The sequence below is a fragment of the Paenalcaligenes niemegkensis genome, from assembly GCF_022230885.1.
GTDB lineage: Bacteria > Pseudomonadota > Gammaproteobacteria > Burkholderiales > Burkholderiaceae_B > Paenalcaligenes > Paenalcaligenes niemegkensis.
Genome location: NZ_JAKGCT010000004.1, coordinates 2,085,477 through 2,101,778 on the forward strand (window position 1 = coordinate 2,085,477; position 16,302 = coordinate 2,101,778).

General features: G+C 50.3%; 13 protein-coding genes and 2 pseudogenes. 3 read left to right on the top strand and 12 right to left on the bottom strand.

Going from position 1 to position 16,302, the window contains the following annotated elements:
• Positions 1-199: 199 nt before the first annotated feature.
• The 11 genes and pseudogenes from L1889_RS19275 to L1889_RS14230 form a co-directional block, all read right to left on the bottom strand.
• Positions 200-1,714, bottom strand: a pseudogene (locus tag L1889_RS19275) (tripartite tricarboxylate transporter permease).
• Between the two features lie 3 nt (positions 1,715-1,717).
• Complete coding sequence (locus L1889_RS14185; protein ID WP_238665645.1) at positions 1,718-2,170, bottom strand: tripartite tricarboxylate transporter TctB family protein; 453 nt, start codon at positions 2,168-2,170, stop codon at positions 1,718-1,720.
• A 103-nt stretch (positions 2,171-2,273) separates the two neighbouring features.
• Entirely contained in the window at positions 2,274-3,299 is a 1,026-nt protein-coding gene (locus L1889_RS14190) for a 2,5-dihydroxypyridine 5,6-dioxygenase NicX family protein (RefSeq protein WP_238665646.1), read from the bottom strand.
• 23 nt (positions 3,300-3,322) lie between these two features.
• Positions 3,323-4,177, bottom strand: coding sequence for an alpha/beta hydrolase (locus L1889_RS14195; protein WP_238665647.1), 855 nt, complete (start codon positions 4,175-4,177; stop codon positions 3,323-3,325).
• The gene (locus tag L1889_RS14200; protein ID WP_238665648.1) at positions 4,174-4,866 is read right to left on the bottom strand and encodes an isochorismatase family protein; all 693 of its coding nucleotides are present in this window, start codon (positions 4,864-4,866) and stop codon (positions 4,174-4,176) included. Before L1889_RS14200 ends, L1889_RS14195 begins: the two co-directional genes overlap by 4 nt.
• A gap of 54 nt (positions 4,867-4,920) precedes the next feature.
• The gene (locus L1889_RS14205) at positions 4,921-6,129 is read right to left on the bottom strand and encodes an FAD-dependent oxidoreductase (protein WP_238665649.1); all 1,209 of its coding nucleotides are present in this window, start codon (positions 6,127-6,129) and stop codon (positions 4,921-4,923) included.
• A 123-nt stretch (positions 6,130-6,252) separates the two neighbouring features.
• A complete protein-coding gene (locus L1889_RS14210; RefSeq protein WP_238665650.1) occupies positions 6,253-6,747 on the bottom strand; it encodes a (2Fe-2S)-binding protein in 495 nt (164 codons plus the stop codon).
• On the bottom strand, positions 6,744-7,592 hold the full coding sequence (locus L1889_RS14215; RefSeq protein WP_238665651.1) for an FAD binding domain-containing protein: 849 nt from the start codon (positions 7,590-7,592) through the stop codon (positions 6,744-6,746). The genes L1889_RS14210 and L1889_RS14215 overlap by 4 nt, the downstream gene beginning before the upstream one ends.
• Complete coding sequence (locus tag L1889_RS14220) at positions 7,573-8,046, bottom strand: SRPBCC family protein (RefSeq protein ID WP_238665652.1); 474 nt, start codon at positions 8,044-8,046, stop codon at positions 7,573-7,575. Before L1889_RS14220 ends, L1889_RS14215 begins: the two co-directional genes overlap by 20 nt.
• Complete coding sequence (locus L1889_RS14225) at positions 8,036-10,315, bottom strand: xanthine dehydrogenase family protein molybdopterin-binding subunit (protein WP_238665653.1); 2,280 nt, start codon at positions 10,313-10,315, stop codon at positions 8,036-8,038. Before L1889_RS14225 ends, L1889_RS14220 begins: the two co-directional genes overlap by 11 nt.
• Before the next feature lie 14 nt (positions 10,316-10,329).
• A complete protein-coding gene (locus L1889_RS14230) occupies positions 10,330-11,313 on the bottom strand; it encodes a Bug family tripartite tricarboxylate transporter substrate binding protein (RefSeq protein WP_238665654.1) in 984 nt (327 codons plus the stop codon).
• A 116-nt stretch (positions 11,314-11,429) separates the two neighbouring features.
• Here L1889_RS14230 and L1889_RS14235 point away from each other — a divergent pair, with 116 nt between their 5' ends.
• The 3 genes and pseudogenes from L1889_RS14235 (at position 11,430) to mnmH (ending at position 14,412) form a co-directional block, all read left to right on the top strand.
• Complete coding sequence (locus tag L1889_RS14235; protein WP_238665655.1) at positions 11,430-12,074, top strand: IclR family transcriptional regulator; 645 nt, start codon at positions 11,430-11,432, stop codon at positions 12,072-12,074.
• Positions 12,075-12,295: 221 nt separating this feature from the next.
• Positions 12,296-13,153 carry an NAD(P)H-hydrate dehydratase gene (locus L1889_RS14240; RefSeq protein ID WP_238665656.1) on the top strand — a complete coding sequence of 286 codons (858 nt, stop codon included), beginning with the start codon at positions 12,296-12,298 and terminating at the stop codon, positions 13,151-13,153.
• A gap of 168 nt (positions 13,154-13,321) precedes the next feature.
• Positions 13,322-14,412 (top strand): annotated as a pseudogene (gene mnmH, locus L1889_RS14245) (tRNA 2-selenouridine(34) synthase MnmH).
• 29 nt (positions 14,413-14,441) lie between these two features.
• Here the strand turns inward: mnmH and glmS are convergent.
• Entirely contained in the window at positions 14,442-16,274 is a 1,833-nt protein-coding gene (glmS, locus tag L1889_RS14250; RefSeq protein ID WP_238665657.1) for a glutamine--fructose-6-phosphate transaminase (isomerizing), read from the bottom strand.
• Positions 16,275-16,302: the final 28 nt, after the last annotated feature.

The window sequence follows — 16,302 nt, forward strand, 5'->3', positions numbered from 1 at the left end:
CAAAATTAGCTCGCCGCTTAACTTAAATGCATTTAAGCCCAAACAGCTTTCAAACGGTAAGCCTTCTTGTATTGCCCCCAGAATCGGAGCTTTAATGGTAATTAAGCATACGTACTCGGCTGACCTCATAAAAAAGTGGAGAGTTTTCAAAGAAAACTCTCCACTTGGATTGCTACCTGCTTCGTTCAGGTAACGTATATCATGCGGCTTGTACCCGCGGCTCCTTATCTTTGTTCAGTGATTTCCTCACCATTCCATACGCCACAAAAGCTAGTAATAATAAACTTATTGATAAAAATACAGCGCTAATTGGTTGTTTAAAAAATACCAACAGATCCCCCTGAGACATAAGCAAGGAACGTCTAAAGTGTTCCTCTACCATTGGACCTAGCACAAAACCGAGCAACATAGGTGCTGGCTGAAAACCCAGTCTCGAGGCTAAAAAGCCGAAAATCCCCACTGCTAAAACGATCACCACGTCGTATATATTATTGTTAGCACTAAACACACCAATACTGATTAACAGCAAAATTACCGGGAAAATAATACGGTAGGGTATTTTTAATAGCTTCACCCACATACCAATTAATGGAACATTTAACACCATTAAAATAAAGTTCCCTATCCAGAAGCTAATAATCAGGCCCCAGAACAAATCGGCGTGCTCTACCATAATAGCCGGGCCAGGAGTGATGTTATGAATCATCAATGCTCCCAGCATTAATGCCATAACCGCATCCCCGGTATACCCAACGTCAGGGTAGGAATAAACGCTGTAATGGCTGCCGAGCTATTTGCTGATTCGGGTCCCGATACCCCTTCCATTGCTCCTTTACCGAAACGTTCAGGTGTTTTAGACGTTTTTTCTCAATGGCATACGACATAAATGCTGCAAGCGTGCCGCCGGCTCCTGGCAAGACACCTAACACCGAGCCGATTGCAGACCCCCTCAGCATAGGTTTGGCGGATTGCTTTAACTCGCCCTTTTCGAGACGAATACTATTACGGTCTATTTTGGTATTCGTAATAAAACTGCCATCACCCAGCTTTCCAGCGTTTGCCAATACATCGGCAATACCAAATAGCGCCGTCGCTAAAACAACTAAGGAAACACCGTCCTGCAGAGCAGAAATACCAAAATCAAACCGGGATACGCCTGTCATGACATCCGTACCCACTACGCCAAACAGCAGACCAATAAAAACAGAAGCAATCCCTTTAAGGGGAGCACCAGATGTCAAAGTAGAGGCGGCCAGCAAGCCCATTAACATCAGGGTGAAATATTCTTGCGGCCCAAACATGAAGGCAACATCCGCCAGCAGGGGGCTGAGCAACGCCATTAAAACTATTCCGACTGACACTCCGATAAAGGAAGCAATCATAGCAATAAAAATAGCCGGTCCAGCACGCCCCTTTTTGGCTAAGGGATGGCCATCCACACAGACCACCGCATGCACAGGCGTACCCGGAAGATTTAACAGAATAGTAGTGGTTGCCCCCCAAAGCTTGCCCCGTAATACAGTCCGGCAAGCATCATTAAGGCGGCAATGGGGCTTAACCCATAGGTAATAGGCAAGATCATGGAAATGGCGGCCAAGGTCCCGATCCCGGGCAAAACGCCGACCAGATTTCCTATAAACACACCAAGAAATGCGTACATAAAGTTTTCCAGATGGAAAGCCGTCTGTATGCCTAGCGTTAAGTTCTCTATCATCATTTAACCCCAGACGAAAAGAGGAAGTTGCAGCCGCAGGCCAAAATGAAAAAGTCCTACAGTGGCCACGGTAATTAAAACCGCTAAAGACAGATTGCCCTTAAACGTATTATTGCTATCTCCAAATGCAGAGATAAAAATCAACGCAAAAGTGGCGACCATAAAACCACCGTACTGCCCTAAAATGACAAAGCCCAGCATGCCTGCTATGGCGCATCCCCACGGTCGCAACCTGCCACGCCAGCTGCCTTTCAGCTTTGACTCCTCTCCTCTGGGACCGACCAGCAGGAGCAGCCCCATTAATACCAAGGACATTCCTAATAGCGTGGGAAAGTATCCAGGCCCCATACGAGCCAAGCTACCCATGTTGTAGTCCATGCTACCTAGCACTGCACCCAAGCCGATAATTAAAAGAAATAAGGCGGATGGCCAATCTTTTTGGGATAAATTTTTCATGTTTGCGACTGCTCCTCGTCTATGCTGATCTTTTTGTCGATCTTTTGAATAATTTCTCATTACCCAAAAAACGTGCGGACTATATTGTGCGCTGCGTTTTGTCTTAACGCTTAACTAGCTGCCCTTTTTCCACGACCAGCACGTCATCCATTTTCACCGTGCAATCAAGCATGGGAATATCCAGATGACATTCGGTTTCGCGGGTACCACCTCCTTCGATATTGGGGCCGGTAGAGAACATGAAGCACCCGGCAAAGGAGCGAGATTCCATTCCGTTTGTCTGGCGCTTGTCGTACATGCCAAGACCTGTCCAGTGCGCACGGTCATGCAGACCCCACCCTAAATGCGATACGGCATAGGCTTCGGGATCGTTAAAAGAGGCCATATACTCGCGCAAATACTTGGCATCAAAACCACCCGTAATCGACGTGATATAGCCGTCTTTAATGTCCAGGTTAATGGGCGTTTGCAAGTAGTACTTAAAGGGCAAAATCACATCGCCAGCGTTCAGTACAACCCGTCCCTGCACCGATTCCTCGGTAGGCCATGCCGCCGCAAAAGCGCTAGGACTATGGTCCCAATGGCCTGGTTCATCGGAGAAACCATACTGGGCCAGGTAGTCGTATTTCCCAAATGATGCCACCAGGTCGGTTCCTGCTTCGGATGTAACCTGCATCACCTGTGACTTTTTAATGAGTTCGACTGCTTCGATGACTCGAGCCTTATCTTCCTGCTGCGGTATCATCCTGATAAATATTTCAGGACCTTCTTTAACCAGCAAAATGCGGGAGCCTGCATCCAGAATCTGTTTCTGCTCGCCGCCACGGTACATGCCCATCAAATCCACAATAAAGCTGGATTTCGTCAACGCATCAATGGCTACTGGATTGGAAGCCAGCGCTGTCGGTGCATACGCCGCGGTGGAGTCTCCGGCTAAGCCCATGCTTGGCGCCTCACCCAGCTCCATCACATAATAGACGTGCCCTTGCATGGTCAGCACTGATTTGACTGCTGCCAAATGTTCCGGGTGGGTGATGTCGCCAACAAGAATAGCAACAGTCTCACCTTTCTTCAGTTTGCTTAAATTAAGTAGATGCGCCCAGGCATCAAACAGTGATTTTTTTACCATTTATTGTCCCTTCCTATCTGTATTTACAAAAACAGAACGGCTTTAGTAATGTCGGAATCAGGATTTCCCAACGCCGCACGCAGTGTGAAGTGATCATGCTTTTCAGGAAAATCCAGATCTGAGTTCAAACCCAAAGCAGACCATTTCGACACGAGCTCCTTAGCCTGGCGCTCGTACTCAGCCCCTTCCTGGGCTCCGGTGATTAAACGTAACTTTCCTGAGAAAACAGGTTTACGCCGTACCGGACTATAGGTAGCCACCTCTTCATCGGTCAGCGCTAATACATCGTTTAAAAAACAAAGCTGGATAGGGCTTAAGTCAAAGATTCCACTCATAGCGCAGATAGATTGCAGCTCGTACTGAAACGAATGTGTAGCCATCATCGCCGCTAAGTGGCCTCCGGCAGAATGCCCTGATACTGAAATGCGCGCAGGGTCAAAATGCATCGCCTGTCCCTGCGCCATTAGCCACTCAACCGACTTAACACATTGCTTAACTAATTCGCCCATGTTGACCGTGGGAATGAGCGAGTAATTAATGATCGCCAGATTATGCCCATGCGCCACTATGCCGTTTGCCACATAAGAAAAATCATTCTTATGCAACATCCGCCAGTACCCGCCGTGAAAAAACACGTGCAGTGGACCGCCCGGATTGGTTAAAAACAGATCCATGGTTTCATCAGGCCCATCGCCGTAAGGCACATCTGCACTAAAGCTCTCTTTATATTGCGTGCGGGCAAGCTCGTTCGCTTGATTTAGCTCTGCCAGGTAGGTAGAAAAATCGAAATTCGGCACCTTCCTGACGTTGTCATACTCGCGATCTAGCTGAGCACGGGTATAAGTTTTATAAACGACGGGTGCTGCCTGCGTCGTCATGCATACACCTTTACATCGTCCAGCAGCGCTATCAGCTCTTCGGCTGGCATCACATCGGCGTACTTGCTGGCCATATCGAACAGGTTTACGGCATGCGAGGAAGGCACCCGATCAAATACAGCATCCTCGACCACCACCACCTTATAGTTAAGTGAACTGGCATCCACCACCGTGCCACGTACACAACCACTGGTTGTCGCTCCGGTAACAATCAGGGTGTCAATCCTTCGTTCAATTAAATAGCTCGCCAAACTGGTACCGAAAAATGCGCTAGGGTGATATTTCGCCACCTTGATTGCCCCATTTTTAGGCTCGATAGCGGTCGGGAACTCGTACCCCTCGATAGGTACATTCATGACTGCAGACACCTTGGTACCAAACTGCCCTTGGTCATAGTCGTTCTTGTAAGCCACATAGGGATAAAAGATTGGCCAGTTTTTTTCATGGAAGAAATCCACCAAAGCTTTAATCTGGGGCAATGCATTCCAGGCATATTCACCACAACTTGTGGGAAACTCCTGAATCGCTTCTTCAATGGGCTGTGATTTTGAGCCAATCGTACGCCGCTGTGCATCGATAACCAACAAAGCGCAGCGCTCACCAAGACCCGATTTTTTACCAAAACCGGTTTTCTGGTACAGGTCTTTTTCTCGCTGCGTAATCAGATCATCCCAAATTCGTTTTTGCATTTTTACATTCACTTATATCTATATGATCAAAAGCGTCTTGGCAAAATGCCAAATTTAAATCCCTACCTCAAGCGCGTTATAACCAACGATCCAGTCATAACGCTCACGAACTCTTTCAGGACTCCATTGGCTTTCAATGTAGTCTCGGGCACTTTGCTCTTCTTTCAATGCTTCGTGATGGAATACATCCAGCATGCCCATTGACGCTTTGACCACCTTGTAGCAACGCTCACGACGCAGGCTGTCGTACTCGCTAAGCGCCACACTCACATCCTCATTACTACTCAATACATTCGTTAGCACAGCGCTATCTTCAAACGCCATGTTTACGCCTTGTCCCAGGTAAGGCGTCATTGAGTGGCAGGCATCGCCCAGCAATGCCACACGCTGACCTACCCACGTTGGCAGTTCAGCACGGGTAAATAGACCCCACTTATACAGAATGTCGGCACCACTAACCATTTCAATAACCTGTTCGTGCCAGCCGTCAAAATCCATCAAGCACTCTTCCAGTTTGCCGGGATCAGACCAGGATTCCTGCTCCCAGACCTCGCTATCAACCTGCCCTGAAAAGCTAAAGAACTGACGTCCTTTATGCTGCACGGGATAGCATGTGATATGAGCCGTGGGGCCTACCCAGGTTGTTGCAACAGGGGCTTGGTATTGAGGTGAAATGCGCTCGATTGGTACCAGGCCTCGCCAGGCAATCGCGTCAGTAAAGTTTTGCTTCACCTCACCAAACATCTGATGTCGAACCTTGGAGTGCACACCATCAGCACCGATCAGCACATCGGCGGTTACCGAAGGTTGATTACTGAAATTCACAACGACATGGTCGTCTGTTTCTTCGAAACCAACACACTTGTGACCGAGGTGGATGCATCCGGGCTGCAATTTTTCCAGTGCTTCAACAAGAATCCGATGTAACTCGTAGCGTAAAACCATATACAGAGTGTGATCTTTGCTGTTTGCCGCCTGTTTGTTGTAGATTGACCAGGCCTCACCTGTGCTCCATAACTTCACAACCCGATCCTCTGGTGGCAAGTCAATTTTTGTCAGCTCATCACGTAAACCCAAATCGTTCAGAACGCGAGCGCCGTTCATGGATATCCAAAGACCTGCACCTAACTCACGATGCGTAGAGGCCTGCTCATACACGGCAACCTGGAACCCCTTTTTAGCCAAACCCAGCGCCACCGCAAGGCCTCCCATCCCGGCACCACATACTGCGACCTTTTTTGCCTCACCTGAATTAACAGCCATGATTCACTTCCTTACACTGATTTAATAAAGTCTTTACATTTGGACAGCACGCAAGTGCCCCTTGGCAGGGTTTTTAGGCACGCTGCCAATAAAAAACACGACGCAGAAATCTGACTCTAGTCGCTACTCGACGGACTTCGCCTGTAACTGCCTGGACGCATCGATAATGGCATCAACAATCTTCAGGTACCCCGTACAGCGACAGATACTTCCATGCAAATAATGTTTCACATCCTCTACGGTCGGTAATGGCGTTTTCTGTATTAACGAACGAGCCGTCATAATCATGCCCGGCGTACAAAACCCGCACTGCAGCGCCCCATGCTTAATAAAAGCCTGCTGTAGCGCCTGAATAACCGCATCATCCCCGCCCGACTCAATGGTCTGGATCCGCCGGTCAGCACAGTCAATCGCCAGCGTGCTGCAACTGGAAACCGGCTTGCCATCGACCAAAACAGTACACACGCCGCAAATTTCGCTATCACAGGATCGTTTAGTACCTGTTAACCGTAGTTGATCCCGTAGCACGTCCAGCAAAAGATCACGGTGCTCAACGGTTACTTCTTTTTCCTGTCCGTTAACGGATAACCGAACGGAAGTCTCTACAACACTTGTCATCCTATGCTCTCCATTACGCCCCTGGCAGCTAACACCGTCGCCAGATGCTTGCGGTAATCGACCGAGCCATAAACTCCGTCCAACACATCCCACTCAACCGTGTCCTGTTGCGCTACCTCCAGTAACCCGGCCTCGCTGAGTGCCTGGCCATCGTTCAGGTAAGCACACAACTGATTCATGCGTTCAGGCACACCCGTTAAGGAACCTGCCCAAACCTCCCAGTTACCATGGGGCTGAGCGGTATTTCGTACAACGGCAACCCCAGCTGAAGGGCGATTTAAATACACAATTTTTCGATAAACACTGAACTGATTCTTATCACTCACAGGAATTGCTATTTCGCTTAAAAACTCATGGTCTTCACGAACGGTGGTGTAGGGTCCGTCAAAAAACTCACGAATGTGCACCTGTCGCTTTCCGTCAGAACTGCATAATTCAACATAGGCGTTCAACGCGGCCAGCATGGCGGGTGGGTCCGCATTGGGTTCAGCAAAACAAAGGTTGCCAGCCAAGGTACCGGCATTGCGTACCCGGATATTGGCCACGTTATTACTTAACGCTGCATAACTTGGCAACACCGATTGCACAAGCTCGGAATCGGCGATTTCCTGGTGCGTAACCAAAGCACCAATTCGCAACACGCCGTCTTCAACACGGATGGCGCTGAGCTCTGGTATGTTTTTGACATTAATCACATGCCCAACATCAATAACACGCTCTTTTAAACCAATGATTGCTTCGGTGCCCCCAGCGTAAAACATAAAGTCATCTTCATATTTCTCGGCCAACTCCCAAATTTCATCTAAATGATCTGGGTTATGAAATTCAAACCTCCTTGGCTTCATCAATCATCTCCAGCTCGTTATGCAAGTTTTTATCAAACTCTTTAAAAATGTCATTGCACTTTCGTTTCACAATCGGATGACCCAGCGTAGCGAGTTTTCCTGTGATCTGGATATCAGCATCCACATCAATGACGACCCCTTCACCCTCGTCTTCATCACTTAAGGTCAGCACCATTTGAACAAAAACACTGGTAGCAGTTTTGTTATCTTTACCTGTTGCCGTAATGCCTACTCTTTCATTCTCAAGATATTCATCGACGCTTATTTCACATGGCATGGCAAAACGGAAAGGCCCCACTTTTTGTTTAATCAGTGCGGAATATTCTTTTAAAACCTCGATTTCCTCTACATCGCTGCACCCAGGAATCAGCTCTGCCACCCGGCTTACGTCAAACAGCAACGACCAAATGGCTTCTTTCTCGCACTGAATCGTGGTTTGAGATTCAAATTTCATTTCCCTTTCCTTTTTGATTAATTGCCAGCCAGACTTTCTCTGGTGTCAACGGCAACGAACGTATCCGTACCCCATACTTATTTCTTATCGCATTCGCAATGGCAGGGGCGATCGGAAGAATGGCACCTTCTCCCATTCCTCGAGAACCAAAGGGTCCGGGTCCATCGCCGTTTTCAATGGTGTGTGAAACCATCGTGGGTATCTGCTCAATGGTTGGCACCTTGTAATCAAAGGCCGACCCATTTATCAACTGTCCGTCTTCGTATACATACTGCTCAGTCAAGGTATGACCTAAGCCTTGCACAATGGCACCCTCATCCTGGCCAATTGCCGCTTTGGGATTCAAAACCTTGCCGGCATCCACACACAACGCAATCGCATTGACATCGATATGGCCTGTGCTTTCATCCACCTCGATATCAACAATGCCGGCTGACGTTTCCCAGAACAGCGGGGCCTGGCGTAATGTGCCATTTTTGCTGTAGGGCGTTACCCGACCAATCGCAATGAACTCACCCGCGCTGATCCCCTGAAAACGCTGCAAAAGCGTTGCAAAGTCATAAAACTGACCCGCTGCCTGCACTCCACCGCTAACAATTTCCACGTCATCCGGGGCAACCTCCAAAGCCAGTGTTGCCGCCTCGATAACTTGCTGAGAAATTTGTTCACACGCATCTTCAATCGCCAGCCCAACCATGACGGTAGAGCGGCTTGCCCCGGTACCCCAATCGTAAGGAGCGGACTGCGTATCAGGTTCTAAAGCGGTGACGGCACTAATGGGCTGCTTCAAATAACGGGAAGCAAGCAAGCGCTGCACACCGCGTGCACCCTGACCGAGCTCGGCTGTGGTGGCGGAAACCGTAATATGGCCATCTGAGCGCAAGCGAACGATTGCACCACTAATCGGCAAAATGCCAGGATCTGTTGCTGCCACCGCCATGCCACGTACACTGGAAGCGGTTACAGCTCCCATCGTCTCATCCATCAGTCGCAGTGCATGCTCCATCTCGTCGCGAACACAGACATCGATCGGGCGTAGATCCGCTTTGATCACACCGTGCCGTGGGGCCAGGTTTCGCCGTCTGAACTCGGTAGGATCCATGGAGATCGCATGCGCCAACTCATCGATTTGCGACTCAGCGGCCCAGGTAGCCTGCGGTCCGCCAATCGAACGGCAGGATGCGGCGGGTACCGTGTTGGTGTAAACGGCACGAGACCGCAACCGTAAATTTTCAAAGGTATACGGACCGATTGCCCGAAAAGCCGCCTTGGTGGTGCTCGCCGGCCCCGTATCGGCATAGGCACCACAGTTACCTATCACATCAATACTGCGCGCGATCAGTTTGCCCTGATCATCAACGGCCGTTTTCATCGTAATAATGGTGCCCACCCGACGGCACGTCAGCATCGACTCGACCAGCCCATACTGCATCTTTACTGGACGTCGCACAAACTTGGATAATGCCACCGCAAGAGGCTCAATTTTCACTGACGCCTTACCCCCAAAGCCGCCACCAATATACGGTGTATGAATGCGGATCTTGCCTAAGGGGATACCAAACACCGTTGAGCAAACGCGCTGAATGGCAGTGGGTGTCTGACCATTGCTCCAAAGTTCAAGCTGATCATCGCGATAGTCGGCAATCAGCCCATGGGGCTCCATCGCGTAGTGGTTAACGCCAGGAAAGCTGAACTCTTCCTCCATAACGGTATGCGCTTCAGCGAACGCTTTATCAACATCTCCCTGATCATACTCATACACATGGCAAATGTTGGTGCCTTCGACCGGTTTGGGGCCACCATGAAAATAAAAGTTATTTAATGCATCGAAGCTGTCATGCAATAACGGCGCATCAGGCTTTGCCGCTTCGCGCATCTCCGTCACTGACGGCAGCACATCATAATCAACGTCGATAAGCTCAATGGCGTCCTCAGCAATCGCCTCAGAAACGGCAATCACCGCCACCACCGGTTCACCGACATACCGGACAACGTCCTTTGCGATAATCGGGCGGTCTTTAAAGTACAGCCCCCATCTGATTTCCTTACAAAAGGCCTCGTCTAGATTTTCACCACAAAAAACGCCCACAACGCCCGGCAACGCCTCGGCCTCGCTTTTATCAATACCAAGAATTCGAGCATGTGGAAGCGGACTGCGTAACAGACGGGCATACACCATTCCCGGACGTACTATATCGTTTACATAAAGCGCATCCCCGGACACTTTTTCCTTATAGTCGGCTCTGACTTCTGTGGTGTTTTCAAGCATTCCTAGCAACTCCTTTACTCAATCGAGATCTCGCCAGCATTAATCACGTTCCGCCACATCTCGCGATCGGCTGCTTCCATCGCTGCCAACTCTGCTACCGACGAGCGCATCGGCACGACACCCTGTGAACGCAACACTTTTTCTACTTCTGGCTTCTGGACAACCTCACTGATCGCAACGTTTAACTTTTCAACGATTGGCTCAGGCGTTCCTTTAGGCGCGTACACCGCAAACCAGGTATTCCCTTCAAAACCAGGTAACACGGATTCTCCCAAGGTTGGCACATCTGGCATCTCGTCGGTCCGCTCGCTGACTGTGGTTGCCAAAATACGCAAACTTCCATTACGGACATGACTTAAAATTGCTGGGCCTTGCTCAACCGCCATGTTTACGCGGTTGGCGATCAGATCCAATACCATTTCACCGCTGCTTTTATACGGCACATGCATCACGTCCACGTCGGCTTTCTGCTTGAACAGCTCAGCCAGCATGTGTTGTGACGTGCCCAGCCCAGCAGAACCGTACATGTATTTTCCCGGCTCTGCTTTTAGCACGGCAATGAGGTCTTCAATGGTCTCCACAGAACTGTTCGCGGACACCACCACATAAGACGGCGAGTTAGCCAGTGTGGCCACCGGGGTTAAATTTCCCTGGGCCTTCTCCATTTTTTGCATCAGTGAAGGCAAAATAGCGTGCAACGACACCGCACCCACCACCAGCGTATAGCCATCGGGCTTTGCCCTGGATACATGCTCGGCACCGATAACCCCCGAAGCGCCAGCCCTGTTTTCAACAATCACTGTCTCATCAAAGGTTTCATGCAGCCCCTGCGCCAATGTGCGAGAAAACATATCAGTCGCTCCGCCTGGCGAATATGGCGCCACAATAGTCACCATCCGGCTGGGGTACTTATTAACATCTTCGGCAGCCACAGCCGCTGTACTGAGCACCGCGCTGGTTGCCACGACTGCTGAAAGTAACTTTTTCACAATATGCATAGCATTCCTTTTCTTTGTCTCCGCTTCTATTTAAATTCTGCTTGACAGAACTCTAGTCTGTCTAATAGAATTTATAGCATGCCTGGATTCTTTTTTGTATAAGGGTGACTACTAAGATGGATGAACAATTACCTGTTTTGGCCGTAGAGCGCGCCATCCTCGTTCTTAATGCTTTTAAAACTAACGAGCCGTCAGTATCACTTCACGAGCTCTCTATTCGTACCGGTTTGTACAAAAGCACATTACTGCGTCAATTAGGCACACTTATTCAGCATCACTGCGTTGTGCGTCTTAGTAATGGTCAATACCAGTTAGGTGCACGCGTACTGAATTGGGCTCATGTCTATAAGAGCTCACTCAATCTGGATCAGCACGTCCCCCCTGTACTGGATACCCTGGTCAATATCACAGGTGAAGGCGCGTCTTTCTTTGCCCTGGATGGCGATATGCGTGTCTGTCTATACCGCTCAGATTCAAACAGAGAATTACGTGACCATATACGTGAGGGTGAACTCTTACCCTTAGATAAAGGGGCTGCCGGGCATATTCTGATCCGGTATTCGACACCGTCCAATATGCCGGCGCCGGAAGTGCTGATGTCAATCGGTGAACGGGAGGCAGAAATTGCAGCGCTTGCGGCTCCCGTTTTCAGTGCAGAAGGCCTTAAAGGAGCACTTGCACTGTCGGGGCCCGCCACACGCTTTTCCCTGAAAGCACAGAGGAATGGAAAAAAACAATACTGGATGCCGCAGAAAACCTAAGCAATACCCTCGGTGGCCAGCTCTTTTACGCATCGCGGAAAAATGATTACCCGAATAAAAAAACACCCTGATGCCTAGAAGGTAAATCATGGACATTATTGATTTTATGGTTCTGAAAAGCCTGCTTGCGTGGCGTCAGATACCGTAAAAAAGCTGCATGGCCCTATACTAATTTGATACCTGAACTACTAATTTCATCACAGCACTCAGGGGTTAAAGACATGCCAACAAGTCACGTTTTAACTAAAACGGCGTTACCAAAACTAGCGCCCCGGCAACGAGACTGCCATAAAGGGCTGCTGGGGCATGTACTGGTAGTAGCAGGTGGTGCTGGAATGGGTGGTGCGGGGTTGCTGGCCGCACAGGGAAGCTTGCGGCTAGGCGCCGGGCTAGTCAGCCTGGCCACCATGGCAGAACATGTCAGCCCCAGTCTGGCACGCCAGCCCGAAATCATGACTCAGGCAGTACATAATGCACAGGATCTTCAGCCCCTGTTGCAGCGAGCCTCGGTGATCCTCATCGGCCCTGGCTTGGGCCAGGGTGCCTGGGCACAGGATTTACTCAACGCGGTGGCACAAACCGAAACGGTGCAGATTTGGGACGCCGATGCGCTGAACTTACTGGCTCAAGACACGAACCGCTGGGGTGGCAAGCGACGCTGGATATTGACCCCACATCCCGGCGAGGCTGCGCGCCTGCTGAATTGCAGCACACAGCAGGTGCAAGCGGCACGAGAACAGACGGCGCTGACACTGGCGCAACGTTTTCAAGCGGTTGTCGTGCTAAAGGGAGCCCATAGCCTGATAGCCAATTCCCAACAATTACGCCTATGTCGCAACGGGCATCCGGCCATGGCCGGAGCGGGCTTTGGCGATGTACTGGGCGGCGTGATCGCTGCATTCGTAGCACAAGACATGTCACTGTTTGATGCCAGTTGCCTTGGGGTTTATGTTCATGCCCGTGCCGGAGAGCGTTGCGCCGTTGACGGGCGCGGCGTCGCTGCCAGTGATCTTTTTGCCCCCATGCGCCAGTTGCTGCAGCAACTAAGCCCAATCACACCCGCTGCCTCAATCCCTTAGACCACAACGATCAAATTTAGGCCCGTTTCTCGCACATTTCCCTTTTTGCTATTCGCCAAGCCAGTACAATAGTTGTCTTACTGTCTCGCTTCTTTTTTACGCCGCTCATCATGGTCCAACCATTAGCAAACTCATTGCCCAATCAGCTCACTTGGCAGAAGGCAAATAATGCGAGATAACAGTCACAATTACCGCGAACTGTTTTTACACGATATCCCTATGATGGATGTTCGGGCGCCCGTTGAATATCAAAAAGGCGCCTTTCCCGGCACCATTAACGTACCATTAATAAACGACATAGAGCGTCAGAAAATCGGTACCTGCTATAAACAGCAGGGACAGAAAGCCGCCGTTGCACTCGGCCACCAACTGGTGGCTGGTCAAAGCAAAGCAGACCGCATTGCCGCCTGGGCCGACTTTAGCCGCCAGCATCCAAATGGCTACCTGTATTGCTTCCGCGGTGGCTTACGCTCCCAAATCACTCAAGAATGGCTGAAAGAAAAAGCCGGCATCACCTACCCCCGGGTCATTGGTGGCTACAAAGCCATGCGCAATTTCTTGCTGCAAACCATCGAGCAAGCCGTCGCCGAATGTCAGTTCATTGTCTTGGGCGGCCTTACGGGTGCTGGTAAAACAGATGTACTGCTCAAGCTGGCGCACAGTCTGGATCTGGAAAAGCATGCTCACCATCGAGGCTCCAGCTTTGGTAAACACGTGCTGACGCAACCTTCGCAAATAGATTTTGAAAACCGCCTGGCCATAGATGTACTCAAAAACGCGCTGCAGGTCACCAGCGTTTTATTGTTGAAGACGAAAGCCAGTTGATTGGCAGCTGTAACCTTCCCTTCCCATTACATCAAGCTATGCAGCAGGCTCCGGTTATTTGGCTGGAAGACAGTGTGGAAAATCGCGTGGAGCGCATACGGCGTGACTACGTGCACGAACTCTGTGCTGAGTTCACCCAGCAATACGGTGAACAGCAAGGCTTCCATCTGTTTGCAGAGCGGTTACGCCATAGCCTGTCACGTATAGCCAAACGCCTGGGAGACAAGCGTTACCGGCACCTGTCCTACATCATGGAGCAAGCGCTGGCACTGCAACAACAAGGAGACTTCAGCTTGCACAGCGAATGGATACGAGTGCTTTTAGATGAGTACTACGACCCCATGTATAAATATCAGTATCAAAGCAAAGCGCAACGCGTGCAGTTTACCGGGGACCAAGAAGCCGTTGTGGAGTACCTGCAGCAACGGCTGTGAGGTGGAGATTAATAATAAGCGCCCCGCCCTCACTCAACCGTCACACTCTTCGCCAAATTTCTGGGCTTGTCCACATCCGTACCCAAGGCACACGCAGTGTGATAGGCCAACAGCTGCAAGATAACAGCATGCAAAATCGGAGACAGCATCCCGTAATTTTCTGGCATGCGTATGACGTGAATGTTTGTGCTGGAAGCAATGTTCGTGTCGGCATCGGCAAACACATAGAGCTCGCCCCCGCGGGCATGCACCTCTTCCATGTTGGACTTCAGCTTTTCCAGCAGCTCATCGCGTGGCGCAATGGTCACAACTGGCATGGCTTCGGTAACCAGAGCCAGGGGCCCGTGCTTTAGCTCACCTGCCGGATAGCCTTCGGCATGAATATAGCTGATTTCCTTGAGTTTTAATGCGCCTTCCAGGGCAATGGGATAATGCATGCCCCGTCCTAAGAACAAGGCATGCTCTTTACTGGAAAAGCGTTCAGCCCAGTCAATAACCTGGGGTTCCAGCGCCAATACCGAGGCAATAGCCTTGGGCAGATGGCGGAGCGACTTTAAGTAAACGGCTTCTTTCTCTGCGGGTAGCTGATTCTTAACCTGTGCTATGGCCAGAGCCAATAAAAACAATGCCGTCAGCTGGGTGGTAAAGGCTTTGGTCGAGGCGACGCCAATCTCGACGCCCGCCCGGGTAATGTAGGCCAGCTTGCACTCGCGTACCATAGCGCTCGTAGCCACATTGCAGATTGTCAGGGTGTTTTCCATACCCAGGCTGCGTGCATGCTTGAGAGCGGACAAGGTGTCTGCTGTTTCGCCAGACTGCGAGATGGTTACCACTAAGGTGTCTGCATTGGGTACGCTGTCGCGATAACGGTATTCACTTGCGATTTCTACGCTGACCGGTATACGGGCGATGGATTCTATCCAGTATTTCGCAGTTAACCCCGCATAATAACTGGTGCCGCAAGCCAGAATCAGGACGCGATCTATTTGCTCGAATGTTTGAGAAGCGTTATCCCCAAAGAGTTCAGGCGTAATGGCCTCAACGTCTTGCAGAGTATCGCCTACCGCACGAGGCTGCTCAAAGATTTCTTTTTGCATGTAGTGGCGATAGGGGCCTAAGTCTGCTTCACCAGATTGCAAATGTACCGTATGAATCGCGCGCTCTACCTGTGCACCGCTGGCGTCAAAGATATGAACATGCTCGATCTTCAGGTCAACCACATCACCATCTTCCAGGTAGATGATCTGACTGGTTTCTCCTGCCAATGCCAAGGCGTCAGAGGCCAGAAAATTTTCGCCTTCACCCAGGCCGGCGACCAGCGGAGAGCCATTGCGCGCTCCTACCATGCGATGTGGCTCATTACTGGCGATCACGGCTAAGGCATAAGCACCCTGCAACCGCAGACAAGCCTGTTGCACAGCCGCCAGTAGATCTCCCTGATACAGATGGTCAATTAAATGCGCCACTACCTCGGTATCTGTCTGGCTTTCAAACACATAGCCGATGTTACGCAGTTCGTCGCGCAGCACATCATGATTTTCAATTATGCCGTTATGCACCAGTGCAATGCGAGAAGCGCCTGACTCATGGCCTGAAAAATGCGGATGTGCATTATGCGTAGCCGGAGCTCCGTGTGTGGCCCAGCGCGTATGTGCGATACCTGTATCAGCTTGCAATTGCTGCTCGTGCACCTGTGCAGCTAACTCTGCCACCCGGTCTGTACTGCGCACCCGATGCAAGGCGTCCTGCTGATACACAGCAATACCGCACGAGTCGTAGCCGCGGTACTCAAGCCGCTTCAAGCCTTCCAGCAATGCTGGTATCACATTACGCTGCGCTACTGCTCCGACAATTCCACACATAAATTTTTCCTCAAAGGAATTTAACACC